The sequence below is a fragment of the Mycetocola sp. Y719 genome (genome assembly GCF_056713205.1).
Map to the genome: position 1 here is coordinate 1 of NZ_JBWYGY010000005.1, position 26,855 is coordinate 26,855.

At 67.2% G+C, this 26,855-nt stretch carries 25 protein-coding genes and 1 rRNA gene; 13 read left to right on the forward strand and 13 right to left on the reverse strand.

Annotation, left to right across the window (positions count from 1 at the left end; genetic code table 11):
- The 5 genes from rrf (at position 1) to AC1M0F_RS15510 (ending at position 3,649) form a co-directional block, all read left to right on the forward strand.
- Positions 1-117: ribosomal RNA gene (gene rrf, locus AC1M0F_RS15490) — 5S ribosomal RNA — on the forward strand.
- A gap of 139 nt (positions 118-256) precedes the next feature.
- Entirely contained in the window at positions 257-1,402 is a 1,146-nt protein-coding gene (locus AC1M0F_RS15495; RefSeq protein WP_480239164.1) for a Rossmann-fold NAD(P)-binding domain-containing protein, read from the forward strand.
- The gene (locus AC1M0F_RS15500) at positions 1,402-1,710 is read left to right on the forward strand and encodes an NAD(P) transhydrogenase subunit alpha part 2 (RefSeq protein WP_480239165.1); all 309 of its coding nucleotides are present in this window, start codon (positions 1,402-1,404) and stop codon (positions 1,708-1,710) included. The genes AC1M0F_RS15495 and AC1M0F_RS15500 overlap by 1 nt, the downstream gene beginning before the upstream one ends.
- A complete protein-coding gene (locus tag AC1M0F_RS15505) occupies positions 1,707-3,086 on the forward strand; it encodes an NAD(P)(+) transhydrogenase (Re/Si-specific) subunit beta (protein WP_480239166.1) in 1,380 nt (459 codons plus the stop codon). The genes AC1M0F_RS15500 and AC1M0F_RS15505 overlap by 4 nt, the downstream gene beginning before the upstream one ends.
- 65 nt (positions 3,087-3,151) lie before the next feature.
- Complete coding sequence (locus tag AC1M0F_RS15510) at positions 3,152-3,649, forward strand: FBP domain-containing protein (RefSeq protein WP_480239167.1); 498 nt, start codon at positions 3,152-3,154, stop codon at positions 3,647-3,649.
- A 6-nt stretch (positions 3,650-3,655) separates the two neighbouring features.
- Here AC1M0F_RS15510 and AC1M0F_RS15515 read toward each other — a convergent pair whose 3' ends face one another.
- From AC1M0F_RS15515 to AC1M0F_RS15525, 3 genes are read right to left on the reverse strand one after another with little or no spacing between them, the layout of a single operon-like run.
- Positions 3,656-4,432: a DNA-formamidopyrimidine glycosylase family protein gene (locus AC1M0F_RS15515; RefSeq protein ID WP_480239168.1), complete on the reverse strand. Its 777-nt coding sequence runs from the start codon at positions 4,430-4,432 to the stop codon at positions 3,656-3,658.
- On the reverse strand, positions 4,425-9,047 hold the full coding sequence (locus AC1M0F_RS15520) for an ATP-dependent helicase (RefSeq protein WP_480239169.1): 4,623 nt from the start codon (positions 9,045-9,047) through the stop codon (positions 4,425-4,427). Before AC1M0F_RS15520 ends, AC1M0F_RS15515 begins: the two co-directional genes overlap by 8 nt.
- Positions 9,048-9,104: 57 nt before the next feature.
- A complete protein-coding gene (locus AC1M0F_RS15525; RefSeq protein ID WP_480239170.1) occupies positions 9,105-9,746 on the reverse strand; it encodes an alpha/beta hydrolase in 642 nt (213 codons plus the stop codon).
- A 94-nt stretch (positions 9,747-9,840) separates the two neighbouring features.
- Here AC1M0F_RS15525 and AC1M0F_RS15530 point away from each other — a divergent pair, with 94 nt between their 5' ends.
- Positions 9,841-10,410 carry an NUDIX hydrolase family protein gene (locus AC1M0F_RS15530; protein WP_480239171.1) on the forward strand — a complete coding sequence of 190 codons (570 nt, stop codon included), beginning with the start codon at positions 9,841-9,843 and terminating at the stop codon, positions 10,408-10,410.
- Here AC1M0F_RS15530 and AC1M0F_RS15535 read toward each other — a convergent pair.
- From AC1M0F_RS15535 to AC1M0F_RS15545, 3 genes are all read right to left on the reverse strand, one after another.
- The gene (locus tag AC1M0F_RS15535; protein ID WP_480239172.1) at positions 10,407-10,922 is read right to left on the reverse strand and encodes an N-acetyltransferase family protein; all 516 of its coding nucleotides are present in this window, start codon (positions 10,920-10,922) and stop codon (positions 10,407-10,409) included. The two genes, AC1M0F_RS15530 and AC1M0F_RS15535, sit on opposite strands and share 4 nt — an antisense overlap.
- 298 nt (positions 10,923-11,220) lie before the next feature.
- On the reverse strand, positions 11,221-12,819 hold the full coding sequence (locus AC1M0F_RS15540) for a DEAD/DEAH box helicase (RefSeq protein WP_480239173.1): 1,599 nt from the start codon (positions 12,817-12,819) through the stop codon (positions 11,221-11,223).
- 181 nt (positions 12,820-13,000) lie between these two features.
- Positions 13,001-13,510, reverse strand: coding sequence for a hypothetical protein (locus tag AC1M0F_RS15545; RefSeq protein WP_480239174.1), 510 nt, complete (start codon positions 13,508-13,510; stop codon positions 13,001-13,003).
- A 139-nt stretch (positions 13,511-13,649) separates the two neighbouring features.
- On the opposite strand from AC1M0F_RS15545, the gene AC1M0F_RS15550 reads away from it, so the two are divergent.
- Together AC1M0F_RS15550 and AC1M0F_RS15555 are read left to right on the forward strand one after the other, a co-directional pair.
- Positions 13,650-14,114 (forward strand): EVE domain-containing protein, encoded by a 465-nt coding sequence (locus AC1M0F_RS15550; protein WP_480239175.1) that lies wholly within the window; start codon positions 13,650-13,652, stop codon positions 14,112-14,114.
- Positions 14,115-14,156: 42 nt separating this feature from the next.
- Positions 14,157-14,708, forward strand: a complete 552-nt coding sequence (locus AC1M0F_RS15555; protein WP_480239176.1) for a 2-phosphosulfolactate phosphatase — start codon at positions 14,157-14,159, stop codon at positions 14,706-14,708.
- A 12-nt stretch (positions 14,709-14,720) separates the two neighbouring features.
- Here the strand turns inward: AC1M0F_RS15555 and AC1M0F_RS15560 are convergent, their stop codons facing one another.
- Positions 14,721-15,353, reverse strand: a complete 633-nt coding sequence (locus AC1M0F_RS15560) for a CGNR zinc finger domain-containing protein (protein ID WP_480239177.1) — start codon at positions 15,351-15,353, stop codon at positions 14,721-14,723.
- Positions 15,354-15,374: 21 nt separating this feature from the next.
- Here AC1M0F_RS15560 and AC1M0F_RS15565 point away from each other — a divergent pair, with 21 nt between their 5' ends.
- Positions 15,375-15,806, forward strand: coding sequence for a VOC family protein (locus tag AC1M0F_RS15565; protein ID WP_480239178.1), 432 nt, complete (start codon positions 15,375-15,377; stop codon positions 15,804-15,806).
- 9 nt (positions 15,807-15,815) lie between these two features.
- Here AC1M0F_RS15565 and AC1M0F_RS15570 read toward each other — a convergent pair whose 3' ends face one another.
- From AC1M0F_RS15570 to AC1M0F_RS15590, 5 genes are all read right to left on the reverse strand, one after another.
- A complete protein-coding gene (locus AC1M0F_RS15570; RefSeq protein WP_480239179.1) occupies positions 15,816-16,337 on the reverse strand; it encodes a DUF1697 domain-containing protein in 522 nt (173 codons plus the stop codon).
- Positions 16,334-16,828, reverse strand: a complete 495-nt coding sequence (locus tag AC1M0F_RS15575; RefSeq protein ID WP_480239180.1) for a SprT-like domain-containing protein — start codon at positions 16,826-16,828, stop codon at positions 16,334-16,336. The genes AC1M0F_RS15570 and AC1M0F_RS15575 overlap by 4 nt, the downstream gene beginning before the upstream one ends.
- Before the next feature lie 42 nt (positions 16,829-16,870).
- Complete coding sequence (locus tag AC1M0F_RS15580; protein WP_480239181.1) at positions 16,871-17,395, reverse strand: hypothetical protein; 525 nt, start codon at positions 17,393-17,395, stop codon at positions 16,871-16,873.
- A 129-nt stretch (positions 17,396-17,524) separates the two neighbouring features.
- The gene (locus AC1M0F_RS15585) at positions 17,525-18,679 is read right to left on the reverse strand and encodes a PQQ-dependent sugar dehydrogenase (protein ID WP_480239182.1); all 1,155 of its coding nucleotides are present in this window, start codon (positions 18,677-18,679) and stop codon (positions 17,525-17,527) included.
- A 1-nt stretch (position 18,680) separates the two neighbouring features.
- Positions 18,681-19,556, reverse strand: coding sequence for a spermidine synthase (locus AC1M0F_RS15590; RefSeq protein WP_480239183.1), 876 nt, complete (start codon positions 19,554-19,556; stop codon positions 18,681-18,683).
- Positions 19,557-19,691: 135 nt separating this feature from the next.
- Between AC1M0F_RS15590 and AC1M0F_RS15595 the strand changes: the two genes are divergently transcribed.
- The 3 genes from AC1M0F_RS15595 to AC1M0F_RS15605 are packed head-to-tail and all read left to right on the forward strand — an operon-like array spanning position 19,692 to position 21,921.
- The gene (locus AC1M0F_RS15595) at positions 19,692-20,447 is read left to right on the forward strand and encodes a LamB/YcsF family protein (RefSeq protein WP_480239184.1); all 756 of its coding nucleotides are present in this window, start codon (positions 19,692-19,694) and stop codon (positions 20,445-20,447) included.
- Positions 20,444-21,061, forward strand: coding sequence for a 5-oxoprolinase subunit PxpB (pxpB, locus tag AC1M0F_RS15600; RefSeq protein WP_480239185.1), 618 nt, complete (start codon positions 20,444-20,446; stop codon positions 21,059-21,061). The genes AC1M0F_RS15595 and pxpB overlap by 4 nt, the downstream gene beginning before the upstream one ends.
- Entirely contained in the window at positions 21,058-21,921 is an 864-nt protein-coding gene (locus AC1M0F_RS15605) for a 5-oxoprolinase subunit C family protein (protein WP_480239186.1), read from the forward strand. The genes pxpB and AC1M0F_RS15605 overlap by 4 nt, the downstream gene beginning before the upstream one ends.
- Positions 21,922-22,001: 80 nt before the next feature.
- Here AC1M0F_RS15605 and AC1M0F_RS15610 read toward each other — a convergent pair whose 3' ends face one another.
- A complete protein-coding gene (locus tag AC1M0F_RS15610) occupies positions 22,002-22,781 on the reverse strand; it encodes an endonuclease domain-containing protein (protein ID WP_480239187.1) in 780 nt (259 codons plus the stop codon).
- Between the two features lie 571 nt (positions 22,782-23,352).
- On the opposite strand from AC1M0F_RS15610, the gene rpoB reads away from it, so the two are divergent.
- Complete coding sequence (gene rpoB, locus AC1M0F_RS15615; protein WP_480239188.1) at positions 23,353-26,844, forward strand: DNA-directed RNA polymerase subunit beta; 3,492 nt, start codon at positions 23,353-23,355, stop codon at positions 26,842-26,844.
- Positions 26,845-26,855 lie beyond the last annotated feature (11 nt).

The following is a 26,855-nucleotide window of genomic DNA, read 5'->3' on the forward strand; positions in this document are numbered from 1 at the left end:
TTCGGCGGCCATAGCAAGAGGGAAACGCCCGGTCACATTCCGAACCCGGAAGCTAAGACTCTTTGCGCCGATGGTACTGCAGGGGGGACCCTGTGGGAGAGTAGGACACCGCCGGACTTAACTTAATTAAACAGAAAAGCCACCCCACGGGGTGGCTTTTCTGCGTTAACGATCCGTTTGCCCGGTGAGCTCCCCGAACTTCTCCGTGATCGGGCAGTTGACCGGCTACTCTCGAAGGCACGAACGAAGGAGTTCCGTGTCCAGCAGGGTTGTCATTCGAGCCGAGAGCGTGATCGGTGAGAGACGCGTCGCGGCGACACCGGACAGCATCAGGAGGCTGAGGGCTGCCGGCCTCGAGGTGGCATTCGAATCAGGAGCCGGGCGATTCGCCGGCGTCCCCGATGACGCCGTTGCGGCAGCAGGCGCTGACGTCACTCCTGGCCCGATCAGCGGCGACGTCCTCTTCCATGTGCGTCCATTGACGGCATCCGACATCACCGCACTGGCGCCGGGGACCATCACCGTCGGTACGGTCGATCCCTTCAACAACGTCGCGGCCGTCACAGCGGCAGCATCGGCCGGCGTGACGATGTTCGCGCTCGACTTCCTCCCGCGGATCTCACGGGCGCAGTCGATGGACGTGCTCTCGTCGCAGGCGCTGATCGCCGGGTACAAGAGCGCACTGGTCGCAGCAGACACCTTCGGGCGGATGTTCCCGATGACCATGACCGCTGCGGGGACCCTCGCGCCGACTCGGGTCCTCGTGCTCGGGGCCGGGGTGGCGGGCCTGCAGGCGATCGCGACAGCCAGGCGGCTGGGCGGTGTGGTCAGTGCATACGACGTCCGCTCCTCGTCATCGGAAGAAGTCCGCTCGGTCGGGGCCACCTTCATCTCGCTGGACCTCGAAGCGGCAGATGCCGGTGGCGGCTACGCGCAGGAACTCGGAGAGGCACGGGCCCAGCGACAACGGGACCTCCTGACCCCACACGTCGTCGCCGCGGATATCATCATCACGACCGCTGCCGTGCCCGGCCGCCCGGCGCCGCTGCTGGTCACCTCTGCGATGATGGCGGGGATGAAGGCAGGATCCGTGGTCGTGGACCTCGCCGCCGAGTCCGGTGGAAACGTCGAGGCATCCGTCGCGGGGGAACGGATCCCGTTCGCCGCAGAGGCCGGAACCGTGACGGTGATCGGCGTGAAGGACATCCACTCGGAACTCGCCGTCGACGCATCGAAACTGCTCGCGATGAACTTCGCCAACTTCCTCGCCGCCCTGACCGTGGACGGTGTCGTCGTTCCCGACTTCACCGACGAACTGGTGAGCGGATCGTGCCTCACCCACGGTGGCGCTGTCGTCCACCCGCGACTTTCCGACCTGATCTCCGACGAGGCGAGGCGCTGATGGATGCTTTCGCCCTCGTCACGATCACCGTCCTGGCGGTCTTCCTCGGCTTCGAAGTCGTCTCGAAGGTCTCGAGCACGCTCCACACACCGCTGATGTCCGAGGCCAACGCCATCCACGGGATCATCCTCCTCGGAGCGATCATGGTGGCCGGGCAGGCAGCCGACCCGGTGACCCTCGTCCTCTCCCTCCTCGCCGTTCTGCTTGCGACGATCAACATCGTCGGAGGGTTCGTGGTGACCGACAGGATGCTGGTCATGTTCGCGTCCAAACCGCGCCGGTCAGCGCCGAGGAAGGATCCGTCGTGAACCTCCTCAACGAGAACGTGGTGCTCGTCTGCTACCTGATCGCAGCGGTACTCTTCATCCTCGCCCTGAAGGGGCTGAGCTCCCCGCGCACCGCCCGACGTGCCAACCGCCTCGGTGCCGCCGGTGCGGTGATCGCGATCATGGCATACGTGCTCGGCCATGAGATCAGGAACGGCATGTGGATCGCGCTGGCCGTCGTCGTGGGTGCGGCCATCGCCGTGCCTGCGGCCCGACAGGTGCGGATGACCCAGATGCCGCAACTCGTCGCCGCCTTCAACGGAGTCGGCGGCGGTGCAGCCGCCCTCGTCGCCATCGTCGAGTTCACCCACGGCCCGGATGCCTGGAGCGGCGCGGTCATCGCGTTCACGGTGTTCATCGGCGGTGTCTCGTTGACCGGGTCGTTCGTCACCTTCGCGAAGCTGCAGGGGATCATCACGTCCCGAGCGGTGGTGTTCCCCGGGCTCGGTCTGATCCTGGCTGTCCTGACGGTGGCTGCGGTCGGCACCGCGGTCGCCATGGCCATCACCGGGAACCTCATCCTCGCCGCTGTGCTTTTCGCGCTCGGACTCGTGATCGGCGTGTTCTTCGTCTTGCCGATCGGGGGAGCGGACGTTCCCATCGTCATCTCGCTGCTGAACGCGTTCACCGGTCTCGCCGTCGCGGGCTCAGGTCTCGTGCTCTCGAACATCCTGCTTCTGATTGCCGGCACTCTCGTCGGCGCGAGCGGAACGATCCTCACCATCTCCATGGCGACGGCCATGGGCAGGAGCGTGACCGGGATCGTGTTCGGCGCGTTCAGGCGCTCGGTGAAAGGCGGAGGCGATGCCGGAGACGCCGACCGCGCCGTCCGGACAGTGACGCCAGAGGACGTGGCCATCCTCCTCGAGTACTCCTCGAGGATCGTCATCGTGCCCGGCTACGGGCTCGCGGTTGCCCAGGCCCACCATGCCGCAGCCGAGCTCGCCGACCATCTCAGGGAACGCGGGGCCGATGTGGTGTTCGGCATCCACCCCGTCGCCGGGCGGATGCCCGGTCACATGAACGTTCTGCTGGCAGAGGCGAACGTGCCGTACGAATCGCTCGTCGAGATGGACGTAGTGAACGGCCAGTTCAAGTCGACGGACCTCGTGCTCGTCATCGGGGCCAACGATGTCGTCAATCCGGCGGCCAAGTCTTCGCCCGGATCGCCGATCTTCGGCATGCCGATCCTCCACGTGGCGGAAGCGAAGCAGGTGGTCTTCCTCAAGAGAAGCCTGAGCCCTGGCTTCGCCGGAATCGAGAATGAGCTGTTCTACGACCCGAAGGTATCGATCGCGCTCGGTGATGCCAAGGCGACGCTGTCCCAGCTGCTGGCGCTCGTGAAGGCGGACGTGTAGGCGCGTGGCGCTTGAAGCGTCATCAGGCGGACCTTATGATGGCGCTGTCCGCACGAGGAGGACCGATGGAAGAACTGACGGAGAAGCAGATCAGGGAATCGTTCGTGAACTGTTCCCAGGAGGACGCCTCGCGGCTGTTCGTTCCGTCGGGTCTCGGCTATGCGCCGTGGGACGAACTCGACTACTTCGGCTGGCGCGATCCGGGCTCCCCCGGGCGATACCACCTCGTCTATTGGCGCGGTGAAGAGCCGGTCGGCATCGTCCTTCGCCGGGCCGACCAGGCGAAGACCCGCTACCGCTTCCACATGTGCAGCCTCTGCCACACGGCGCAGCCCGGAGACGACGTCGCCCTGTTCGTCGCACCGCTCGCCGGTGAGGCCGGGCGGAACGGCAGCACGGTCGGTACCTACATCTGCGCCGAACTCACCTGCTCGGCCCAGGCCCGGATGGGTTCACCGGTGTCGCCTCACCAGGCCGGTCCGTACTCCCTGGTGCGCTCGAACCGGAGCCGCCTGCTTGAGCGCGTCGACCGCTTCCTCGCCGATGTCGATCGTTCGAGCTGAGCGGTTCTAGGTCTGGCAGCGTGGGCACCAGTAGCTGTCACGTTCCTCGGTTTCACGCGCGCCGAGAGGGCCCTTTTTGATCCGGGTCCCGCAGCGTCGGCAGGCCTGGCCGTTCCGGCCGTAGACCCAGGTCTGGCGCCCTGGCCTGGTGTCCCCTGTCGTTGTCCGTTCCACCCGGTCGCGGTTCGCCAGGATCAGGCGCGACGCCAGGGCGACGAGCGCCGCGGCATCCGTTTCTCCGATCGGGCGGGTAGGAAGCACGCCGCGCAGGAAGCAGAGTTCGTTGGCGTACACGTTGCCGAGCCCTGCGAGGTTGCGCTGGTCGAGGAGCGCGACGGCCGTCGGGCGCTCCGGCGCGGCCGTGAGGTGGGCGAGCGCGACATCGGCGTTCCAGGACTCGCCGAGAAGGTCGGGCCCGAGGTGTCCGACGACACTGTCTTCGTCGTCGCGGTGGATGAGTTCGACGATTCCGAGATCGAATCCGACACTGAGCCATTCGGCCGACCCCACGATCGCCCGTGCCTGGAACGCGGGCCGCTTCCACGTCGACCCGGGCCGGTAGAGGTGCCACGACCCCTCCATCTTCAGATGGCTGTGCAGGCTGTAATCGCCGACGCGATGCAGCAGGTGCTTGCCGCGGCTGACAACGCCCTCGATCCGCTCACCGGTGAGGTCGCTCGTGGCGAAGGTGGGCACACGGAGGTCCCAGGTCGCGACGGTCGCTCCCTGCAGTCGCTCGTTGAGGTGCTGCGCGGCGCGGAAGACGGTGTCGCCCTCAGGCATGCCGGATCCTGAGCCCGCGCGGGGTTTCGGTGAAGCCGGCCTCGCGCAGGGCGGCAGCGACGGCTGTGCCGAGGACGAAGTCACCGTTGGCCTTTTCGACAGCCAGCTTGTCGATGCGGCCGCGGCGCACAAGGTCGGCGACGGATGCCGCGGCGACGGTGAGCACGGCCTCGTCGTCCGTGAACGTCAGCAGCGTCTTCCCGCCGCGTTCGACGTACAGGGTGAGAGCGCCGTCGACCAGGGTGACGAGGCTTCCGGCCTTCCGGCCCGGCCGGTGTTTTGTTCCCGCGCTGTCGAGAGCCGGCCAGGGGAGTGCGGCTCCGTACGGGTTCGCGGGATCGGTGGCCGCGAGCGTCACGACCTCGCGATCGGCGGCATCCGGAACGTCGTTCGAATCCGACCTGGCGAACGTCCGCAACCGGTCGACGGTGCCGGCGGTCGAGAACTGTGCCGCGCCGAGTCCGTCGATGAAGTATCCGCGTCGGGCCCTGCCGGTGTCTTCGAAAGTACTGAGGACCCGGTAGGTGAGTGCGAAACCGCCCGGCACGCCCTCACCCATCACGGACCCCCTGGTGACGACGCCGTAACGCTCGAGCAGGGTCTCCGCCGTCGCCGCGGTGCGGATCGTCGCATCCTGTTCAGGCAGGGGGAGGATCGACCAGCGACCGCCGAGCGTCGGGGCGACCCGCGTCGACATCGACGGGCGGGCGAGAGGGCGGCCGCGGTACATCCGTGACCGCGGTGCCGCCCGCTGGGTCCGATGCGCGCCGCCGCCGTGCCCGGTGAGGGTCCGGAGCGGGGCGAGCGTGTCATTGGTGATGAGCCCAGCCCACACCAGTTCCCAGAGGGCGGTGACCAGCGCGGAGTCGTCTGTCGCTCCAGTGGTCTCGGCGAGCTGAGGGAAGAAGAACGCGCCGCCGCCGCCGAGCGCAAGGAGCACCTCACGTTGCAGCGCATCTGGCTGGTGTTCGGGGACGAGAGGGAGGGTGAGGTTGGCGGTCTCGGCCAGGTGCAGCGACACCCAGCCGTCGTTCCCGGGGAGCGCGCCTGCCCCAGACCAGAGGACCTCACCGGTGGCGGTGAGTTCGTCGAGCATGGCGGGGGAGTAGTCCGTCACCCGCTGCGGAAGGATCAGGGATTCCCACGCGGACGCCGGGATGTGAGCCCCGGCGAGCTGGTCGATGACCGCTGCGACGCCGTCGATACCTGTGAGGCGGCCGCCGACGTGCTGCCAGTGCGGAAGGAACCGGGCGAAGGCGTGCTGGTCGACCGGTTCGACTTCGTGCCTCAGCGCGGCGAGGGAGCGGACGCGGAGGCGACGGAGCACCTCGGAGTCACACCACTCGGTGTTGTCTCCGATGGATTCCCGGCCGGTAGCGAGGAACTCGCCACGCATCACCCGGCGCTGATCGGCAAGCCTGACGAGGGTGTGCTGGGCGACGGCGCTGCCGAGGCCGAAACGGTCTGCGGCCTCCTGGGTGGTGAACGGCCCGTGCGTCCTGGCGAAGCGCGCGATCAGGTCGCCGACCGGGTCGGCGACGGGTTCGATGAAAGCGACGGGTACGCCGATCGGCAGGGGCACGCCGAGGGCATCCCTCAACCGGGCCGAGTCCTCGATGGCCGCCCACCAGGATGCGCCGGCGAACGTGACGGCGATGGCGCGCTTGGCGCGGGACAGTTCGGCGAGGTGCACCGTTGCGTCCTCGAGCGGATGCTCCGACTCCAGCCGGGCGCTCACCTCGTCGAGTGTCAGAGGCCCGAGCATCCGCAGCAGGTCGGCGACACCCTCGACGCCCCGTGCCTTCCGCGACTCGGCGAGACGCTGCAGCTCAAGTTCGGTCTGTGCGATGACGCCCGGGTCGAGCAGTTCGCGCAGCTCGACCTGACCGAGGAGCTCCGCCAGCAGGGCCGAGTCGATGGTGAGTGCAGCCGCCTTGCGTTCGGCGATCGGGCTGTCGCCCTCGTACATGAACGCGCCGACGTAGCCGAACAACAGCGATTTGGCGAAGGGCGACGGGGTGTCCGTCGTGGTCTCCACGATCCGGATGCCCCGGCTGGCCAGCTTTTTCGCGATACCCAGGAGGGCAGGCAGGTCGTATGCATCCTGCAGGCACTCGCGGACGGTCTCGAGGATGATCGGGAACGCCGGGTACTTGCGAGCGACATCGAGCAGCTGCGCCGATCGCTGCCGTTGCTGCCACAGCGGCGCCCGCTTGCCCGGCGAGTAGTTCGGCAGCAGCAAAGCCCGCGCTGCGCACTCCCTGAACCGTGAGGCGAACAGTGCCGAACCGCCGACCTGCTCGGTCACGACGGCCTCGAGCTCGTCGGCGTCGAACACGAACAGCTCGGCGCCCGGCGGCTCGAGTTCGGTGTCAGGGATGCGCACGATGATGCCGTCGTCGCTGGCGATCGAGGCTCCGTCGATGCCGAACCTCTCCTGCACTCGCGCCCCGACGGCCAGCGCCCACGGAGCGTGCACCTGCATGCCGTATGGAGAGTGGAGAATGACCCTCCAGTCGCCGAGTTCATCGCGGGAGCGCTCGACGACGAGCGTCTTGTCGCTCGGAATATGCCCGGTGGCCGTGCGCTGGTCGGTGAGGTACGCGACGAGGTTGGTTGCGGCCCGCGAATCGAGACCCGCCCCTGCCAGCCGCTCGGCGGCATCCGTCTCGCTTGCTGCATCGATGTCACGCATGAACGCGCCGACGGCTTCGCCGAGCTCAGCGGGCCGGCCGAGTCCGTCGCCCTTCCAGAACGGAAGTCGACCTGGTTGGCCGTACGCGGGCGTGACGATCACCCGGTCGTGTGTGATCTCCTGGATCTTCCAGCTCGTCGCCCCGAGGGCGAAGATGTCGCCGACCCGCGACTCGTAGACCATCTCCTCGTCGAGCTCGCCCACGCGGGAGCCTGCACCGGACGCGTCGCCTGATGCCATGTAGACGGCGAACAGACCGCGGTCGGGAATCGTGCCCCCGCTCGTCACCGCGAGTCTCTGCGCACCCGGCCGCCCGGTGATCGTTCCCGCGTCGCGGTCCCAGACGATCCGGGGTCGCAGTTCGGCGAACTCATCGCTCGGATAGCGACCGGCGAGCAGGTCGAGGGTCGCCTCGAACGCCGACCGGGGGAGCCGCGCGAAAGGCGCGCTGCGTTTCACCTGCTCGAACCAGGTCTCGACGTCGAGCGGCTCGAGTGCCGTCGCGGCGACGGTCTGCTGGGCGAGGATGTCGAGGGGGTTCGACGGGACGGCGAGCGACTCGATCTGACCCGACACCATGCGTTCGGATGCCACCGCCGAATTGACGAGGTCTGCACGATGCTTGGGGAACAACACCCCGCGGGAGATCTCACCCACCTGGTGGCCCGCCCGGCCGACCCGCTGCAGCCCGCTCGCGACCGAGGGAGGCGACTCGACCTGCACGACGAGGTCGACCTCGCCCATGTCGATGCCCAGCTCGAGGCTCGACGTCGCCACGACGCAGCGGAGCCTGCCCGACTTGAGGTCGTCCTCGATGAACGCCCGCTGCTCTTTCGAGACGGAACCGTGGTGGGCGCGTGCCAGCTGGGGAGCGGCCTCGTCGCGTGCAGCCGTCTGCCCGCTTCCGCCCATCAGGGCAGCAGGGGCACGGGCACCGGCGACAGCGTCGACGAGGAGCTCGTCGGGGACGGATTCGGCAGACCGGATGTCGTAGATCTCGTTGAACCGGGCGGTGAGACGCTCGGCGAGGCGCCGCGAGTTGGCGAACACGATCGTCGACCGGTGCTCGAGGATGCGGTCGACGATGGCTTCTTCGACGTGCGGCCAGATCGATCCGGCGCGCTCGCCGTCCGGCAGGATCGCACCGGCCGCTGAGCCCTCCGGCGTCTGCTGTGCTGCGGCCGGGAGGTCGGTCATGTCGTCGACGGGCACGACGACCCGGAGGTCGAATCGCTTGGACGCCGGAGGGGCGACGATCTCGACAGGGGCGGTGCCGCCGAGGAATCGCGCCACCTCTTCGCGCGGCCTCACGGTAGCGGAGAGGCCGATCCGCTGGGCGGGCTTCTCGAGCAGGGCGTCGAGCCGTTCGAGCGAGAGGGCGAGGTGCGCCCCGCGCTTGGTCGCGGCGACGGCGTGGACCTCGTCGATGATCACCGTCTCGACCGACTTCAGGGTCTCGCGTGCGGCTGAAGTGAGCATGAGGAACAGCGACTCGGGCGTCGTGATGAGGATGTCAGGCGGTGTCTTGGCCAGCGCACGCCTGTCGGCGGCCGGGGTGTCGCCCGAACGCACACCGACCGTGACGTGCGGGACCTCGGCGCCGAGTCGGATCGCGGTCTGGGTGATGCCGGTCAGGGGGGCGCGCAGGTTGCGCTCGACGTCGACACCGAGCGCCTTGAGCGGGGAGATGTACAGCACACGCGTGCCTGGCTCGGTTCTGCGCGGTTCGGCCATGAGCCTGTCGATCGACCAGAGAAAGGCGGAGAGCGTCTTGCCCGAACCGGTCGGCGCGACGACGAGGGCGTGCGAGCCGCGGGAGATCGCATCCCAAGCACCGACCTGGGCGTCTGTGGGCGCGGCGAACGCGCCGCTGAACCAGGCGCGGGTGGCCGGGGAGAATCGCTCAAGCACGTCGCTCACGGTTCCATCCTGCCTGACACCACTGACAGCATCCGGGGAAGCGCTCGTGAACGGTCGTCAGAGCTGTCGTTCGATGAAGCCGCGGACGTCCGCGAGTTCCTGCTGCGAGATGGCGTGGGTGAGCCCGTCGTAGATCCGGCCGACGAGTCGGGTGTGTCCCGGGAGCCAGTCGGTGGTGTGCTCGACGGCGGCAGCGGGGATCACGTCGTCGAGTGTGCCCCGTCCCCAGAACACCGGTGGACGCCGTTCGGCGAGGGCGGCGTCTCCTGGCTGTGGTGCCGGGGACGCGTACCCGGAGAGGTTGACCGCGAACGAGAACCGCTCGGGCGCCGCGCGCAGCAGTTCGATCGACATCGCGCCTCCCTGCGAGAAACCGAGCAGCCCGATCGACTCCGGCGAATACGGCAGCCCGTCGATCCACTCGAGCACGGCGGCGGTCGACTCGGCCAGCCCGGCCTCGTCGGGGCTTCCCGGCTTGTCGATCGGATACCAGGACCACCCGTCGATGGGGAACGGGGCGACCAGCGGAGCGCGGAGGGCGGCGATCACCGGTTCGAGCGGCAGGAACGGAGCGAGCTGGAACAGGTCGGCTTCGTTCGATCCGTATCCGTGGAGGACGATGAGCAACGAGCGGTCCTCGCGGTCCTCCTCGCCTGCCGACCAGAGAACGGCCTCCGGATCGATCGTGTGGGTGGCCATCGGATTCTCCTTGTTCGGGCTGCGGATCCAGCCTACCGACCCCGAACCTGGTGGTGGCGGTCGGCGGATCCGGCAAACCGGGTAAGAATGGACCATGAGCGTTCGCACCCCAGACCCCGACCAGCCGCAGGATCCATCCGCGAGCCCGACTCCTGGCTGGCTCAGTGACATCGAGCTGGAAGAGGTTCGACGTCGACTCCCTCTCCTCTATGTCGAGGCGATCCCTGTGCGGGTCGACGGCCTCGGCGTGGTCACAGAGGTCGGCATCCTGCTGCGCGCGACGGCCACCGGCCAGATGACCAGGACCCTTGTCTCCGGTCGGGTGATGTACGGCGAGACGCTGCGTGACGCGCTCTTCCGCCACCTCGAGAAGGACCTCGGGCCGATGGCGTTCCCGCTGCTCCCGGCGTCGCCGACCCCGTTCCATGTGGCCGAGTACTTCCCGATGCCTGGCATCTCCGCCTACACCGACGACAGGCAGCACGCGGTCTCTCTCGCCTACGTCGTTCCGGTCACAGGCACCTGCGACCCGCGCCAGGACGCACTGGAACTGACCTGGATGACACCGGAGGAAGCCCAGACGGATGCCGTCAGCGCCGAGATGGAAGGTGGCCGCGGAACGCTCCTCCGGCTCGCTCTCGCGTCGGTGGGGCGTCTGTCCTAACGGACGTACCTGACTTCGTGGATCTCTTCGCCGAGGAACGGCTCGGTGTGCTCGGCGCCGTCGGCGACGAAACCGTTCTTCTCGTAGAAGTGGCGGGCGCGCATGTTCGTCGACAGGACCCACAGGTAGGCCGGCTGGTCGCCGATCGCCGCGTCGAACAGCTTCTGGCCGGTGCCGGTGCTGCGGAATTCAGCGAGCATGTTGATGAAGTACAGCTCGAGCGGCCTGGGTGCGTCGTCGTCCCTTGCCGGTCCTGATCCGGAGAAACCGACGACCTCGCCGTCATGGACGGCAGCGAACTGGTGGTACCCGTCACCCTGGTTCATCCAGTGCGTCCACAGCTCGGCCATGCGGCGGGGGGACAGCCGTTCGAGGGCGGCCTTGCTGATCACTTCGTCGTACGCCTCGTGCCAGCACTGGGCGTGAACGCGTCCGAGCGACTCTGCGTCGACGTCCCGCACCGGGCGGACGATGATCTCGTGAACGGGGGAAACAACAACGTCGGTGTCCATACCGTGACCATACCCCCGCGTCCGGCGCGGTGAGAAATCGGCGGAACCCCCGGTTGACAAAATCGGGCGGCGGGCCAGGGGTGGTCACGGGTTTCGAGACGCCAGTCGAGCTTCGATCCGGACCAGCCGTCGGTGACCGCAGCGAGACCTTCACCTCGACGAGTCCGAGGGTGGGTGCGGTGACCCGGATCAGATTATCGTCGACATGGCCCACGACTTAACGGCGAAAGCCACCGCGGCCGGTCGACGCATCGGAGATGCGAGAACCGGGCGCGATGGCTTCCGGAGAAGGTGCTGTCTAGCGGCCGCTGGAGACCCGGCGGTGCGTACGCTGGCCGCCGGTCGCCGCGCCACCAGAGGTGGACGGGCGGGCTGACCGCTCAGGACGTGCCTGGGCGGGACGCGCGGAGGACGCACCCTCGTGGCGACGGCCGGTGGTGCCTGCCGTCGACGTGGAGTAGTCGCGAGACGAACCCGAACGTGAGCGTCCGCCGCCCTGGCCCTCACGAGCCGAGCGCTTGCGCTGGGCGTTGGCGCCCTGTGAGCGTCCACCGCCCTGCGGTGCTGCCTGGCGCGGTGCCGGCTTGACGTATGCGGCGACCTCACCGACGAGCGCGGTGACCTCGGCCGACTTCGCCGTGACGCCGACTGGCGTGACGGTGATGGCGGCCTTGCGCAGCAGCTGCGCGAGGTCCTTCTTCTGGGTCGGGAGGCAGATGGTGACGACGTCTCCTGCGCTGCCTGCGCGGGCGGTGCGGCCCGAGCGGTGCAGGTATGCCTTGTGCTCCATCGGCGGGTCGACGTGGATGACGAGTTCGACGTCGTCCACGTGCACGCCGCGCGCCGCGACATCCGTTGCGACCAGGACGCGGGCGCTGCCGTCGCTGAACGCGGCGAGGTTGCGGTCACGCTGTGGCTGCGAGAGGTTGCCGTGCAGGTCGACGGAGGGGATGCCCGCGTCGGTGAGCTGCTTGGCCAGCTTCTTGGCGTGGTGCTTGGTGCGCATGAAGAGGATGCGGCGGCCGGTGCCGGACGCGAGGGTCTCGATGAGGTCCTTCTTGGAGTCGGGACCTGACACCTCGAACACGTGGTGGGTCATCGCCGAGACGTGGCTGGTGGCCTCGTCGACGGAGTGGAGGACCTCGTTGTGCAGGAAGCGGCGGACGAGCTTGTCCACACCGTTGTCGAGCGTGGCCGAGAAGAGCAGGCGCTGTCCGTTGGACGGCGTCTTGTCGAGGATGCGGGTGACGACCGGCAGGAAGCCGAGGTCGGCCATGTGGTCGGCCTCGTCGAGCACGGTGATCTCGACGGCGTCGAGGCTGACGAAGCCCTGCTTCATCAGGTCCTCGAGACGGCCGGGGCAGGCCACGACGATGTCGACGCCCGCCTTCAGCGCGGTGACCTGGCGGGTCTGGTTGACGCCGCCGAAGATCGTCGTGGTGTTGAGGCCGTATGCCGCCGCGAGCGGGGTGAGCACCGCGGAGATCTGCGTGGCGAGCTCACGGGTCGGAGCGAGGACGAGTCCGAGCGGCCGGCCGGGGCGGCGCTTGCCGCCGGCGAGCTTGCCCCCGAGGCGTGCCGCCATCGGGATGCTGAACGCGAGGGTCTTGCCCGAGCCCGTCTTTCCGCGGCCGAGGACGTCGCGGCCACCGAGGGTGTCCGGGAGGGTGTCGACCTGGATCGGGAAGGCGAGGGTCTTGCCGTCTGCGGCGAGTGCCGAGACGAGTGCTGCGGGGACGCCGAGTTCGGCGAAGGTGGTTTCTGGGACAGTTTCTGACAAAGTGGTGCCTTTCGGGGCATCAGCATCCCGTACGGATCTCGACAGGCGAAATCGCTGGAGCGGGAGAGAGTGGCGAAGGTGGCGAAGGCCACATCCGTTCGCCGTATGAAGAGTCATCGACCCGGAATCCTTGACGGATTTCTCGGGGAGAGAGGAAGCGTTCTACGACGCAAGGGGCACAATGGTGGGCCCGCAAGTACCTCTAGCTTAGCGGGTCGAGTCGCCTGTTGGCTGACAGGCCGCCCTGAACCGCCGGTCAGCCGTAACATTCGACGGGTCTGAACTGCTATCCGTGGGCTCAGGCGTCTGCGGGTTCGGCCTCTGGCGGCTGCACCGGCTCGAACGCCCAGTTCGGTGCCATCTGGGTCAGGCGGATGCCACGCCACTGCCACATCGTCCACATCGGCATCCACAGCGCCGCGGCGGCGGGGCCGCCGAAGTCGAGCCGGTCGCGGTAGAGCGTCTTCCCCTCCTGGCCCGGCGCTGGAGCGACGGCCATCTGGTGGCGCCAGCCGTCGAGCAGGGCGAGCGGGCCGGTGAGCGGCCGGCCGGAGTCGACGAGGATCCTGACTCCCTGCACCCGGGTGAGGTCGAAATCGAGGTCGATCCGCTGGCGCCCGACCGGGACCACGCCTGCGCCGCGCACGGAGACGTCCATGCTGCCGGGCTCCCACAGGGTCGGCACAGGGCCGCCGGGGTCGAGCTCGAGCAGCGGCGAATACAACTCCCGCAAGACGGCGGGCGAGCGGAGTGCGCGCCACGCGTCGTCCGGCTCGCAGTCAAGGATGAGTTTCAGTTGCACGCGCATGCTCCCAGTCTCGCCGTCATCGGCCGGCTCCGTTCCGAATTGCGGAGATTCAGACCGAATTCCCCGTCAGGGGCCAGGATCGGAGCGGTGCGAAGGGAATCTCCGAAGTTAGCGACCGGGCATGCGCTAGACAGGGAGCATGGCGATTCGATACTGGCTGGCGGTGGCTTCACGTGACCATGTGCGCACCGCCGTCGACGTCGGGTTCGCGCAGACGAACCACGGTGCTCGTGCCGGACTTGACTCGATGGGCGAATCCGACGGCATCGTCTACTACTCCCCGAGAACCGAGCATCCGGACGGCGACGTACTCAGGCATTTCACCGCCATCGGCCGGGTCTCAGACGACAGCGTGTACCAGGCGCTCTCCCTGGACTGGAGGCCATGGCGCAGGCGGGTCGACTGGGACCTGGCGGCTGAGTCGGCTCCGATCAGGCCCCTGCTCGGTGCGCTGGACTTCACGCGCAACTCACCCAACTGGGGGTATCAGTTGCGGGCAGGGCTGATCGAGATCTCGCGACACGACTTCGAGACGATCCGCCAGGCGATGCAGCGTCCGTCCCCCGACGACCGGCGGTACCCGGAGGAGCGCCGCTGGGCGTAACGGAACGCGGAGCGGCATCCTCCCGCGGTTATTCTGAGGGACATGTCTGATCGCCTCGAATCCCCGAACACCGTCACCGTGAACCCTGCACAGAGCCAGGCGAAGTACCAGGTCCGGTTCGACATCGGCGTCGGCGGCGTCGAGCGCATCGGTCACACGGACGTCCTCGTCTGGGTCGACTCGCTGGGCCTGGCCGACCACGACATCCCCGCAGCCTCGCCTGCCGACGCTGTGATCGCCGCCGACCTGACGAACCGCAGCGCAGCAGCCGCCTGGGTCCTCGCCCATCAGATGCGGCTCGGCCGCCGGGTCTCGATCGCCGTCGTCGCAGCGGGAAGGGACGGATCGTTCTCCGCCGCTGACGTGCTCGCCTCCGGCGCGGTCGTCGACGCCCTCGTCACCATCGGCATCGACTTCACCTCACCTGAAGCGGCCGTCGCGTGCGCGTCGTTCGTGAACCTGAAGAACGCCGTCGCCCATCTCTTCACGGCATCCGTCGACGGTCAGTCCCTTATCGCTGCCGGGGAGCGCGACCGCGTCGTCGCAGCGGCCATGGTCGATGCGTCGGACGACGTCCGTGTGCTGAAGTCCTGAGCGCGGTGAGGATCACCGGGTGACGGCCGCATCGCGCGGGAGGGCGCGGGCCCTGTGGGCGCGGACCTTGTTCCGGTTGCCGCACCGCTGCATCGAACACCAGCGGCGGTTGCCGGCGCGCGAGGTGTCGAGGTAGATCAGTCCGCAATCGTCTGCGTCACACGTACGGATGCGGCCTGCGGTCGTCCCTGAGAACAGCGAGACGGCATCCCGGGCCACGGTCGACAGTGCCTGGGCCGCCCTCGGCTCGGTGCGCCCGGCCTGCATCGCTCCACCTGCGAGTCTCGGTGGGATGTCCGGGGCGGCCGCATAGAGGTTGAGCAGGTCGATCTCGGCCGAGTCGCCGGCTCTCCCGGCGCTCGCCGCACGGGCGAGGCCGCTGATCGCCCCGCGCAGCCGAATCGCATCGGCGAGGTCCCTGCTTCCTGCAGCTGCGCTGGGGAGCCGTCCGCTGAGCCATGCCGTGAGATCCGCCGGGGAATGGAGGGTCTCGCCGGGCTGGTCCTCGAGAGTTCCGTCGGCGGTCACGCTCCCGGTGTACGCGAAGTCCAGCGCGAGGGACCCGGAATCGAACCACCATCTGGTTCCTTCAGGAGTGGGAAACCACTGGCCGGTGACGGGAACAGTCGTTGCCACTTCGTTCATGTAACCAATATATTCGGTTACATGGATGCGTCGATCCAGGTGACCTTCGACACAGCCGACCCGCACGCCCAGGCCGACTTCTGGGCGGCCGTGCTCGGCTACGAGGTCGAGAACGGGCCTGAAGTCTCCGAGTTCGTCGACTCGCTCGTCGAATCGGGCCGTCTCCCGCCTGACGAGCGGATCTACCGCAACGGCCGGTCCCTGTTCAAGGTCGCGGCTGCTGCACATGACCCGTCAGGGAAGAGACCACGGCTCTACTTCCAGCAGGTGCCGGAGGGCAAGGTCGCGAAGAACCGCGTTCACCTCGACCTCAACGTCGGTGAGGAGAACGTGCTCGCGGAGGTGGCGAGGGTCGAGGCGCTCGGCGCGACACGGTTGTGGGTCACGAGCGATCGTGGCCCGGTGACGTACACGATGCAGGACCCCGAGGGCAACGAGTTCTGCATCGCCTGACCCGACTGGTCAGAGCAGCTTGCGCAGTGTGCGCAGGTTCCTCGTCGTGGTCAGGATGCCGGGGGTCTTCGCGGTGCGCTTCGAGAACGTGCTGTCGGTCGACATTCCCTTGCGAACCTCCCAGTAGAGGACCCCGTCGCCCGGCTGCACCCGTTCGATCTCGTCATCGAGGCCCGCCGCTGCGTCGGTGAGCGCCGCGACATCCGTCGGCTCGCCGGTGAAGATGACATACGGCTGCCTGTCGTCGACCTCGGGGAACGGATACGCGTCGACGATCGATGCGACGGCCGGCTGATCGGTGACGATCACCCGCGCCGGGTAGCCGAACTCCTCGGAGAGTCCGCGCTCGATGGCCGCTGCCTGCTCGGCGTGGCTGCCCGCTCCGGCGAAGAGCACGTTGCCGCTGGCGAGGACAGTGCGGACATCGCTGAAGCCCAGGCCGCGGAAGACGTCGGCCAGCTGGGCGGATTTCACGGTGACTCCGCCGACGTTCACCCCGCGCAGCAGGGCGATCCGGCGTGCCGCGCTCACGATGCCTGCGCTGCGGCGCGCTGGCGCATGGCCGGAGTGATGGCCCGGTGTACCCAGCTGATCTCGAAGAGCGGGTCGAACCGGCGGGAGCACACCCCGCAGGAGGTGTGGCGCTTGGGCTGCCGGTACCGGTACAGCGTGTGACCGTTCGGGCAGGAGCCCACCCACGGTGCGAGTTCGTCAGCCGTCTCTCCGTGGTGCACCCGTGAACCCTCGTAGCCGAGCTCAGCGGCGATCCGCTTCCACGACTGGCCGTGCCCTGCGCGAGGACCGGCGAGGGCATGCGCCACCTCGTGGAGGAGGATCTGGTGGATCTCGTCGTCGTCGAACCGGCTGGCGAGGTAGCGGGAGACCGTGATGCGCTTCGTCGAGAAATTGCACAGGCCGGCGCGACGCTTGGCATTGTCGAATCCGAACGTCCAGACGGCCGGATCCAGATGCAGCTTGATCAGAGCATCGGCCCACAACCGTACTCTCGCCAGATCGGACATGGGAATACGGTAGCGCGCCCGGCCGACATTTGCTCGTCGGGTTCAGCGCCCGAGGAACGACTCCGTGATGGCGACGGCGATCAGCGCGGACTCGAGCTGGTCGTCTGACGCTCCCAGATCGGTTCGCAGGCGGACCGCTGCCTTGAAGTCGGCGAGGGCGAGCGCGAACTCGTCCTGGTCGAAATAGACCTTGCCCCTGTGCTGCAGGGCGAGCGCCTCGAGCAGCGTCCAGTCGTGGGTGTGTGCCTCGTTGATGAGCGACGACAGCTCGTGGAGCGCCTCTTCGTATGCGCCGCGGAACTGCAGGACCTGGGCGCGGAGCATCCTGGGCTGCATCAGGCCCTTGCGGTCGCCGGTGAAGCGGGCGAGTCGCACGCACTGGTTGGCCACCTCGAGGGCTTCATCGAGCTGACCGGCGACCTTGAGCAGCCAGGCTTTCTCGCAGAGGGCGTTGAGGCTCCGCATGTCGCCGAGTTCGAGCAGTCGATCCCCAACAGCCTTGAGGTCGACTTTCTCACGCAGTGTTCCGGCGTCATAGCCAAGGATGATGCTCAGGGTGTACTCCAACGATGTCCGAAGTCCGGGAGGTGTTCGACCCGGGTTCCTTCCGACTTTAACCCGCGGTTCCCGATGCGGTGCTCACCGGCATCCGCCTGTCGTCATTCGGGTGAAAATTCTCTGCGGGCGCAGGGCGGGTCATCCCTCGACGAGCGGTGCGAGCGTCACCTCGATCAGGCGGTCGTCGTCCGGGCCGGGGCTGCCCCTGCCGTCTGTGTTGTTCGTGATCAGCCACAGCGTGCCGTCCGGGCCAGGTGCCACATCACGGATGCGGCCGAACTCACCGTCGAAATAGGAGGATGCGGTGACGATGCCCTCGAGGCCGTGGCTGCCTTCAGGCACATGGATGCCGTCGAGGATGCCCCACAGGCGGGCGCCGCGAAGGGCGGCCATGAACAGGGTGTTGTCGACGATGGTCAATCCGCTCGGACTGGCCTCGTCTGTCGACCACTGGTAGGCGGGATCGACGAACTCGGCGTTGCCCGCCTGTCCTTCGACGACGGGCCAGCCGTAGTTCTCGCCCGGTTCGATGAGGTTGAGCTCGTCCCACGTGTTCTGGCCGAACTCGCTCGCCCAGAGCCGCCCGTCCTCGTCCCAGGCCAGGCCCTGCGGGTTGCGGTGACCGAGCGACCAGACCTCCGACCCGTCGAACGGGTTGTCCTGGGGAACATCGCCTGTCGGAGTCACGCGGAGGATCTTGCCGTTGAGCGACTCAGGGTCCTGGGCGGATTCGGCGTTTCCGGCGTCGCCGACCGTGACGTAGAGCATCCCGTCAGGGCCGAAGGCGATCCGTCCGCCGTTGTGGTTGCCGGCCTTTTCGAGTGAGTCGAGGACGACGTCGGCGGTCCCGAGGCCGAGACTGCCGGGGGAGCCGGTGAGCGGCATCCGCACGATGCGGTTGTCGTCGTTCGAGGTGAAGTAGGCGTAAATCCAGTGCTGTTCGTCCTGGGTCCGCGCCGCCAGTCCGAGCAGCCCGCCTTCGCCGCCTGCGCTCACGCCGGCGACCACCGCCACCTCGCGAAGGTCGCCAGACGGGGTGAGTTCCATGATCTGGCCGCTGTCCCGGTAACTGAGCAGGGTGCTTTCGCCGAGCCGCAGGATCGACCACGGAACGTCGAGTCCTGTGGCCAGCACCGTCGATTCGCCCGTCGGATAGACGGGAGGGGCGCCGGTCTGTGCAGGGGCCGGGGTGTCAGGACCCGTCGGAGTCTCCTGGCGCGGTTGAGAGGTCGTGCAGCCGGCGACGAGCACTGTTGCGGCCAGGACGGCGATCGCCGCGAGGTACCTCGGCATCTCAGTTCCCCCCTTTGACCTGGAAGATGCTCTGCGCAGGAGGCGGTGACGGCACCGCTGTGCTGTCGGTCACCACCTGAGCCCCGGAGATGAACTGCCGGAGCTCGTCGCCTGCGACCGCCTTGGCCGGGTGGGGACCGCCGGCGAGGAGCCGGGGAATGAAGTCCATCGGCAGCTCGGTGTTCGACCCGACCATGACGACGTTGCCGAATCTCCTGCCCTTGAGGATCTGGGTTTCGGCGAGCAACGCGACGTGGCTGACGGCCTCGCTGATCGTGGCCGCCTGCCGGCGCGCGTAGCCGAGCCCTGGCCCGTCCGCGACGTTCACCACGAGGATGCCGTCGGGCTTGAGGAGCGCGACGACCTCTTTGTAGAACTCGATACTCGTGACGTGCGCCGGGGTCCGTGCGCCCGAGAAGATGTCTGAGACGACGAGGTCGACGCTGCCGGAGAGTCCGCTGGGGAACCGGCCGAGCACCTCACGCGCATCGCCGTAGCGCACCCGGATGGCTGCACGCTTCGGCCAGGGGAGGTGTTCGCGGACGAAGTCGACCAGATCCTGCTCCAACTCGACGACCTGCTGTCTGCTGCCCGGCCTCGTCGCCTCGACGTATCGGGGGAGGGTGAGCGCGCCTGCGCCGAGGTGCACGGCCGTGATCGGCTCGCCTGGAGCCCTGACCTCGTCGATCACGTGGCCGATGCGCTGGATGTACTCGAAGAACAGGCTCGTCGGATCGTCGAGGTTGACGTGTGACTGCGGTGTGCCGTCGACGACGAGCTGGAAGCTGCCAGGGACGAACCGGTCGGACTCGATGACCGCCGTGTGACCGCTCGCCGCCAGTCGGATGCTGGGGTTGTCGATCTGTCGCTGCGCCATGCGTCGAGCCTACCTTCGCGACCTCCAGAGGGCGGCGGACTGGAGATGCCGGTGAACATCTCCCGGCGAAGGACCGGATCCGTGCGGTCTGCAACACATCCTGACGGGCGGGCAGGGCGGGGCTAGCCTGAAGTCATGCGCGTCGACCTGAACAGCGACCTGGGCGAGACCGTCGACGGTCAGCCGACGGCCGATGACGCCGCCCTGTTCGCGCTCGTGACCAGTGCGAACATCGCCTGCGGTTTTCACGCTGGTGATGCGGAGTCGATGTTCAGGTCCTGCCTACTCGCCGTCGAACACTCCGTCAGTGTCGGCGCCCACGTCTCGTACCGCGACCGGGCGCACTTCGGCCGTGCCGACATCGAGGTCCTCCCCGCCGTGCTCATCGACGAGATTCTCGAGCAGCTGACGGCGCTCGCCGGACACGCGGAGCGGGCGGGCACCGGCATCCGTTACGTCAAACCGCACGGGGCCCTCTATAACCGGATCGTTCACGACGAACGCAGGGCGGATGCCGTCGCGACGGCGGTCGCCCGATTCTCGCCGGGCCTTCCGCTCATGGGACTGCCTGGGTCCCGGATCGAGGTCGCTGCCGAAGCTCACGGCCTGCCGTTCATCCGTGAGGCGTTCGTAGACCGCGCATATCAGCGGAACGGAGCCCTCGCCCCGCGGAAGTGGCCGGGTGCCGTGCTGCGTGGCGAGGACGAGATCGCCGGACGGGCGGCCACCATGGTGACCGACGGCACCGTGCGTTCGCTCGACGGCACTGTGCTGTCTGTCGCCGTCGATTCGCTCTGCGTCCACGGAGACACCCCGGACTCCGTCGCTGTGGCGTCGGCGGTCCGGAGGGCGCTCGCCAGGGCAGGCGTCGAGGTGAGGGCGGTCGTATGAGGGCGATGCATGCCGTCGGCGACAGGGCGATCCTCGTGGACTGCGACGACCTCGATGCGGTCGTCGGCCTTCACGTGGCGCTCGCCGGGGCCCGCCCCGACGGCATCGTCGACATCGTCCCGGCTGCCCGCACCGTTCTCGTCACTTTCGACCCTGACGTGGTCGCGGCCGACCGAGTGGCGGGCTGGATCCGCACGACCCCGCCCGCCCCGCCACTGGCCATCGCCGACGACGAGCAGTTGACCATCGACGTGGAGTACGCGGGGGAGGACCTCGCCGAGGTCGCCGCTCTCGTCGGGTTGAGCGAACGGGAGGTCGTCGACGTGCACACGGCATCCGTCTGGCGAGTGGCCTTCGTCGGATTCGCGCCGGGGTTCGGATACCTCGTGACCGACTCCTCAGTGCTCGCCGTGCCGCGGCGCAGCAGTCCGCGCACGAGCGTGCCGGCCGGGTCGGTCGGGCTCGCCGGCGAGTTCACCGGGATCTACCCGCGTTCGTCGCCCGGTGGGTGGCAGCTCATCGGACGGACGGGCACGACGGTGTGGGACGAGGCGGAGGCAGAGCCCGCGCTTCTCTCCCCCGGGCGAGTGGTTCGGTTCCGGGAGGCGTCGTGACCGGGATCAGGGTGCTGGCCGCAGGACCGCTCACCACTGTGCAGGACCTCGGCAGGCCAGGGCATGCCGCGATCGGTGTGAGCGGGTCCGGTGCGCTCGACCGGGGTGCGCTTCGACTGGCCAACCGCCTCGTCGGCAACGCGGAAGACGCTGCAGGGCTGGAGATCACCGTCGGCGGTTTCTCGGCGGTGTTCGAGACGGATGCCTGGATCGCCGTCACCGGCGCGTGGGGAGCTGCACGCGTGGCCGGGGAGCCGATCGACCCGAATCATCCGGTGGCCGTTCCGGCCGGAAGTGTTCTCGAGATCGGGCCCGCAGACTCAGGCCTGCGGTACTACGTCGCCGTCCGCGGCGGGATCGACGTGCCCGCCGTCCTCGGGTCGCGCTCGCGTGACATCCTCTCCGGGATCGGGCCGGCCCCGATCGCAGAGGGCGACATGCTGCCGATCGGCGGTGCGGCGACCGTGCCGGTGCCGACGCTGGATGTCGCCCCGTGGAGCCCGCCGCTATCCGGCGCCGTCGAGGTCGCGCTCGTCGTCGGGCCGCGGGACGACTGGTTTCCCGCTTCCGCGCTCGACCTTCTGTTCTCCTCGACATGGGCGCTGAGCGGCGCGTCGAACCGGGTCGGTGCGCGACTCGATGGCCCGCAGCTCCCTCGCCTCGACCGGGGAGAGCTGCCGAGCGAGGGAATGGTGGCCGGCGGGATACAGGTGCCGCCGTCGGGGCAGCCCACCGTGCTCCTCGCCGACCACCCGGTGACCGGGGGCTATCCGGTGATCGCGGTCGTGGCATCCGACGCTCTCGATGTCTTCGCGCAGCTGCGTCCTGGGCAGCAGGTGCGCTTCAGGCACGCGCGCTGAGCCCCAACTTCCACGCGAGTTGCTGGGTTTGAGGGGGTCCCGCGGCACCCGCACCACCTCAAACTCAGCAACTCGCGGGGTCAGAGGCCCCGGGTGCGGATATGGGTGTTGATACGCACGATCAAGCCGCGGGGGTCCTTCAGGTCCGCCTGCGTCACGCGGATCACCCTCCACCCCGCGTCCTCGAGCTTTCGGATGCGCTCGATATCGTGCTGCCACTGATTCGGATCCAGGAGGTGCTGGAGACCCTCGTATTCAAGAATCAGGCCGTACTGGCGGTACAGCAGGTCGGCGCGCGCAATGAACCGCCCGAACTCGTCGAAGACGTCCACATTGACCTCTGGTTGAGGAAGCCCGGCGAGGACGAGTTCGACCCGAAGGATGGACTCCTTTGGTGACTCCGCCCTGTCGTTGAGAAGAGACAGGGCCACACGCAGGTTCTTGACGCCCCGCTGGCCCTTGTTTCCCGCAACCGCGTCCGCAAGCCGACTGATTGTCGTCAACGGATTGTCGCGGCGGATGAGGTGATCGCCGGCGGCTACGAGATCGGGAAGGCGAAGCATCCGCCCGAGGTCACACCAGGTTCGTTCCGGCGTCGTCAGGCGCCCGGCGTCGCTGTTCGTGACCTGCGCAGGGTCGATGCGATAGCTGTGGCCTATCGCACCGACGACCTGCACGGCGCGGCAATCACCCGGCAGCCCGATGTGAAGTCGGCGATCAGCAGAGAGCCAGTAGGGGAGCGGAATCCCCTGGAGAAGTGCTGCGGTAGGTCCACAATAAAAAGCGCCGTCGGGCATCCGAAGCCGGTAGGCATTGCACAGGAATCGATTTTCGTCCTGATGCCGGGAGAAGACCGTCATCCAGTCAGCGACCGATTGTGGGCGAGGAACGGGTGCGCGGGAAGGCATACGGATGCCTGCGAAGGGCTTCATGAGGTCGGTGGCGGCCAGGCGGTCCCGCGTTACCCCGAGGGATAGCGCATCGGCGACAGTGAACGGGCCCCGGCCGAGAGCGTCAGGGAGTGGGTTTCGTGCGGTCATGCCGACAGCGTCACCGGATGCGCCACCGGACGACCGGGCTGAGCGGTTTCTGTGAATCAACCGTTCTGCAAACGGACTCTGGGGAGGACCCTCACTGCCCGCGAATTGCTGGGTTTGCAGGGGTTTCGGGTGCCCGCGACTACCGCAAAGTCAGCAACTCGCGGGGCGTTATACCGCAGTGATCCATCTCCGTCAAGGATTCTGCTGGACACGGCGCGTCAGAAGGCCTATAGTTGATCTTTGCGCTCCCAGACGTTCCCCATGCCTTCATATTGCGGTCGGCCCAGTGTTTCTTTCTCAAGAAAGACGCACCATTTTTGATGGCGTTTGACGAGTTCTCCATTACTACCAGTAACTAGAGCCTGTACGAGGGCCCACGGAGGTTATTTCCTTGGCTGCTGCGCGCAACGCATCCACCAACTCACCCAAGAACGGCCGCGACGCATCGCGTCTGTCGTTCGCGAAGATCACCGACACCCTGACGGTTCCGGATCTGCTTGCTTTGCAGACCGAGAGCTTTGACTGGCTCGTGGGCAACGACGTGTGGAAGTCACGCGTCGATGAAGCCACGAAGGCCGGCCGCCAGGACCTGCCGACTCACTCCGGCCTCGACGAGATCTTCGAGGAGATCTCACCCATCGAGGACCTCGGCGAGACGATGCAGCTGAGCTTCACCAGCCCCTTCCTGGAGCCGGAGAAGTATTCGATCGACGAGTGCAAGGAGCGTGGCAAGACCTACGCCGCTCCTCTCTACGTCGAGGCCGAGTTCATGAACCACCTCACCGGTGAGATCAAGACTCAGACCGTGTTCATGGGCGACTTCCCGCTCATGACCGAAAAGGGCACGTTCATCATCAACGGCACCGAGCGTGTCGTCGTGTCGCAGCTCGTCCGCAGCCCCGGTGTCTACTTCGACCGCAACCAGGAGAAGACGTCCGACAAGGACATCTTCTCTGCCCGCATCATCCCGAGCCGCGGAGCATGGCTCGAGTTCGAGATCGACAAGCGTGACCAGGTCGGCGTTCGCATCGACCGCAAGCGCAAGCAGTCGGTCACCGTCTTCCTCAAGGCCCTCGGCCTGACCAGCGAAGACATCATGGAGAAGTTCAAGGGCTTCGAGTCGATCGAGCTGACCCTCGAGAAGGACACGATCCTCACCAAGGAAGATGCGCTCCGCGACATCTACCGCAAGCTCCGTCCGGGAGAGCAGGTTGCCGCTGAGGCCGCTCGCGCGCTTCTCGACAACTTCTACTTCAACTCCAAGCGCTACGACCTCGCGAAGGTCGGCCGTTACAAGATCAACAAGAAGCTCGGGCTCGACGCCCCGCTCAGCGACTCGGTCCTGACCGTCGACGACATCGTCGAGACGATCAAGTACCTGGTACGCCTGCACTCGGGCGAGACCAGCTTCACCGGTCTCCGTGACGGCAAGAAGGCGGAGATCCGCCTCGACATCGACGACATCGACAACTTCGGTAACCGTCGTATCCGCGCCGTCGGCGAGCTCATCCAGAACCAGGTCCGCACCGGTCTGTCCCGCATGGAGCGCGTCGTCCGCGAGCGCATGACCACGCAGGACATCGAAGCGATCACCCCGCAGACCCTGATCAACGTGCGCCCCGTCGTCGCCGCGATCAAGGAGTTCTTCGGAACGAGCCAGCTGTCGCAGTTCATGGACCAGAACAACCCGCTCGCGGGCCTCACCCACAAGCGCCGCCTGTCGGCTCTTGGCCCAGGTGGTCTGTCCCGTGAGCGTGCAGGCGTCGAGGTGCGAGACGTTCACCCGTCCCACTACGGCCGCATGTGCCCGATCGAAACCCCTGAAGGCCCGAACATCGGCCTGATCGGTTCGCTCGCGTCCTTCGCCCGCATCAACGCGTTCGGTTTCATCGAGACCCCGTACCGTCGCGTGGTCGACGGACTGGTCACGAAGGACATCGACTACCTCACGGCAATGGAAGAGGACGACTTCATCGTCGCCCAGGCCAACGCGCCGCTGAAGGCAGACGGCCGCTTCACCGAGGACCGCGTCCTCGCTCGCCGCAAGGGTGGAGAGGTCGACCTCTTCCCCGCAGGTGAGATCGGCTACATGGATGTTTCGCCTCGCCAGATGGTGTCTGTCGCGACGAGCCTCATCCCGTTCCTCGAGCACGACGATGCAAACCGCGCGCTCATGGGTGCCAACATGCAGCGTCAGGCTGTCCCACTGCTCCGCTCGGAGTCGCCGATCGTCGGAACCGGTATGGAGGGCTACGCAGCCATCGACGCCGGCGACGTGATCACAGCCGACAAGGCCGGTGTGGTCGCCGAGGTCTCAGCCGAGGTCGTCACAATCCAGCTCGACGAAGGCGGAACACAGGAGTACTACCTCCGCAAGTTCGACCGCTCCAACCAGGGGACGAGCTTCAACAACCGCGTGATCGTCTCCGCCGGTGACCGTGTCGAGGTCGGCGAGGTCATCGCTGACGGCCCCGCAACGGAGAACGGCGAGCTCGCCCTCGGAAAGAACCTCCTCGTGGCATTCATGTCATGGGAAGGCCACAACTTCGAGGACGCGATCATCCTGAGCCAGAACCTGGTGAAGGACGACACCCTCTCCTCGATTCACATCGAGGAGTATGAGGTCGACTCGCGCGACACCAAGCTGGGCAAGGAAGAGATCACCCGTGACCTTCCGAACGTCAGCCCGGAGCTCCTGAAGGACCTCGACGAGCGCGGCATCATCCGCATCGGCGCCGAAGTCCGCCCAGGCGACATCCTCGTCGGAAAGGTCACGCCCAAGGGCGAGACCGAGCTTTCGGCCGAAGAGCGTCTGCTCCGCGCGATCTTCAACGAGAAGAGCCGCGAAGTTCGCGACACCTCGCTGAAGGTTCCCCACGGTGAGCGCGGCACGATCATCGCCGTCAAGGAGTTCAACGCCGAAGACGGTGACGACGAGCTCGGCTCGGGCGTCAACCGCCGCGTCGTCGTCTACATCGCCCAGAAGCGCAAGATCACTGAGGGTGACAAGCTCTCCGGTCGTCACGGCAACAAGGGCGTCATCTCGAAGATCCTGCCTGTCGAAGACATGCCGTTCCTCGAAGACGGAACCCCTGTCGACATCATCCTCAACCCGCTCGGTATCCCGGGTCGAATGAACTTCGGCCAGGTCCTCGAACTCCACCTCGGCTGGATCGCTCAGCAGGGATGGAAGGTCGAAGGCAAGCCGACGTGGGCGAAGAACCTTCCGGCGGAGGCACACAGTGCACCTGCAGGAACCAAGGTTGCGACGCCCGTGTTCGACGGTGCATCCGAGGAAGAGATCGCGGGTCTTCTCGACTCGACGACCGTCACCCGTGACGGCGACCGCCTCATCGGCTCCAGCGGAAAGGCCAACCTGTTCGACGGCCGTTCCGGTGAGCCGTTCCCGGCACCGATCTCGGTCGGATACATGTACATCCTGAAGCTGCACCACCTCGTCGACGACAAGATCCACGCTCGTTCGACCGGACCGTACTCCATGATCACCCAGCAGCCGCTCGGTGGTAAGGCTCAGTTCGGTGGCCAGCGATTCGGTGAAATGGAAGTGTGGGCCCTCGAGGCCTACGGCGCCGCATACGCGCTCCAGGAACTCCTCACCATCAAGTCGGACGACATCCTCGGCCGCGTGAAGGTGTACGAGGCCATCGTCAAGGGTGAGAACATCCAGGAGCCCGGTATCCCCGAGTCCTTCAAGGTTCTGATCAAGGAAATGCAGTCTCTCTGCCTGAACGTGGAAGTGCTGTCTGCCGACGGCACCGCGGTCAGCCTGAAAGACACGGATGACGACGCCTTCCGCGCTGCGGAAGAGCTCGGCATCAACATTTCCTCCAGGTTCGAGTCCTCGTCAATCGACGAGATCTAAGCCTGGCCGAC

Bases quoted from the DNA above. Each gene is read 5' to 3' on its own strand.
- AC1M0F_RS15500 (WP_480239165.1), top strand. From the start codon at position 1,402: ATGGATGCTTTCGCCCTCGTCACGATCACCGTCCTGGCGGTCTTCCTC.
- AC1M0F_RS15510 (WP_480239167.1), top strand. From the start codon at position 3,152: ATGGAAGAACTGACGGAGAAGCAGATCAGGGAATCGTTCGTGAACTGT.
- AC1M0F_RS15515 (WP_480239168.1), bottom strand. From the start codon at position 4,432: ATGCCTGAGGGCGACACCGTCTTCCGCGCCGCGCAGCACCTCAACGAG.
- AC1M0F_RS15525 (WP_480239170.1), bottom strand. From the start codon at position 9,746: ATGGCCACCCACACGATCGATCCGGAGGCCGTTCTCTGGTCGGCAGGC.
- AC1M0F_RS15530 (WP_480239171.1), top strand. From the start codon at position 9,841: ATGAGCGTTCGCACCCCAGACCCCGACCAGCCGCAGGATCCATCCGCG.
- AC1M0F_RS15535 (WP_480239172.1), bottom strand. From the start codon at position 10,922: ATGGACACCGACGTTGTTGTTTCCCCCGTTCACGAGATCATCGTCCGC.
- AC1M0F_RS15540 (WP_480239173.1), bottom strand. From the start codon at position 12,819: ATGACTCTTCATACGGCGAACGGATGTGGCCTTCGCCACCTTCGCCAC.
- AC1M0F_RS15545 (WP_480239174.1), bottom strand. From the start codon at position 13,510: ATGCGCGTGCAACTGAAACTCATCCTTGACTGCGAGCCGGACGACGCG.
- AC1M0F_RS15550 (WP_480239175.1), top strand. From the start codon at position 13,650: ATGGCGATTCGATACTGGCTGGCGGTGGCTTCACGTGACCATGTGCGC.
- AC1M0F_RS15555 (WP_480239176.1), top strand. From the start codon at position 14,157: ATGTCTGATCGCCTCGAATCCCCGAACACCGTCACCGTGAACCCTGCA.
- AC1M0F_RS15560 (WP_480239177.1), bottom strand. From the start codon at position 15,353: ATGAACGAAGTGGCAACGACTGTTCCCGTCACCGGCCAGTGGTTTCCC.
- AC1M0F_RS15565 (WP_480239178.1), top strand. From the start codon at position 15,375: ATGGATGCGTCGATCCAGGTGACCTTCGACACAGCCGACCCGCACGCC.
- AC1M0F_RS15575 (WP_480239180.1), bottom strand. From the start codon at position 16,828: ATGTCCGATCTGGCGAGAGTACGGTTGTGGGCCGATGCTCTGATCAAG.
- AC1M0F_RS15585 (WP_480239182.1), bottom strand. From the start codon at position 18,679: ATGCCGAGGTACCTCGCGGCGATCGCCGTCCTGGCCGCAACAGTGCTC.
- AC1M0F_RS15590 (WP_480239183.1), bottom strand. From the start codon at position 19,556: ATGGCGCAGCGACAGATCGACAACCCCAGCATCCGACTGGCGGCGAGC.
- AC1M0F_RS15595 (WP_480239184.1), top strand. From the start codon at position 19,692: ATGCGCGTCGACCTGAACAGCGACCTGGGCGAGACCGTCGACGGTCAG.
- pxpB (WP_480239185.1), top strand. From the start codon at position 20,444: ATGAGGGCGATGCATGCCGTCGGCGACAGGGCGATCCTCGTGGACTGC.
- AC1M0F_RS15610 (WP_480239187.1), bottom strand. From the start codon at position 22,781: ATGACGGTCTTCTCCCGGCATCAGGACGAAAATCGATTCCTGTGCAAT.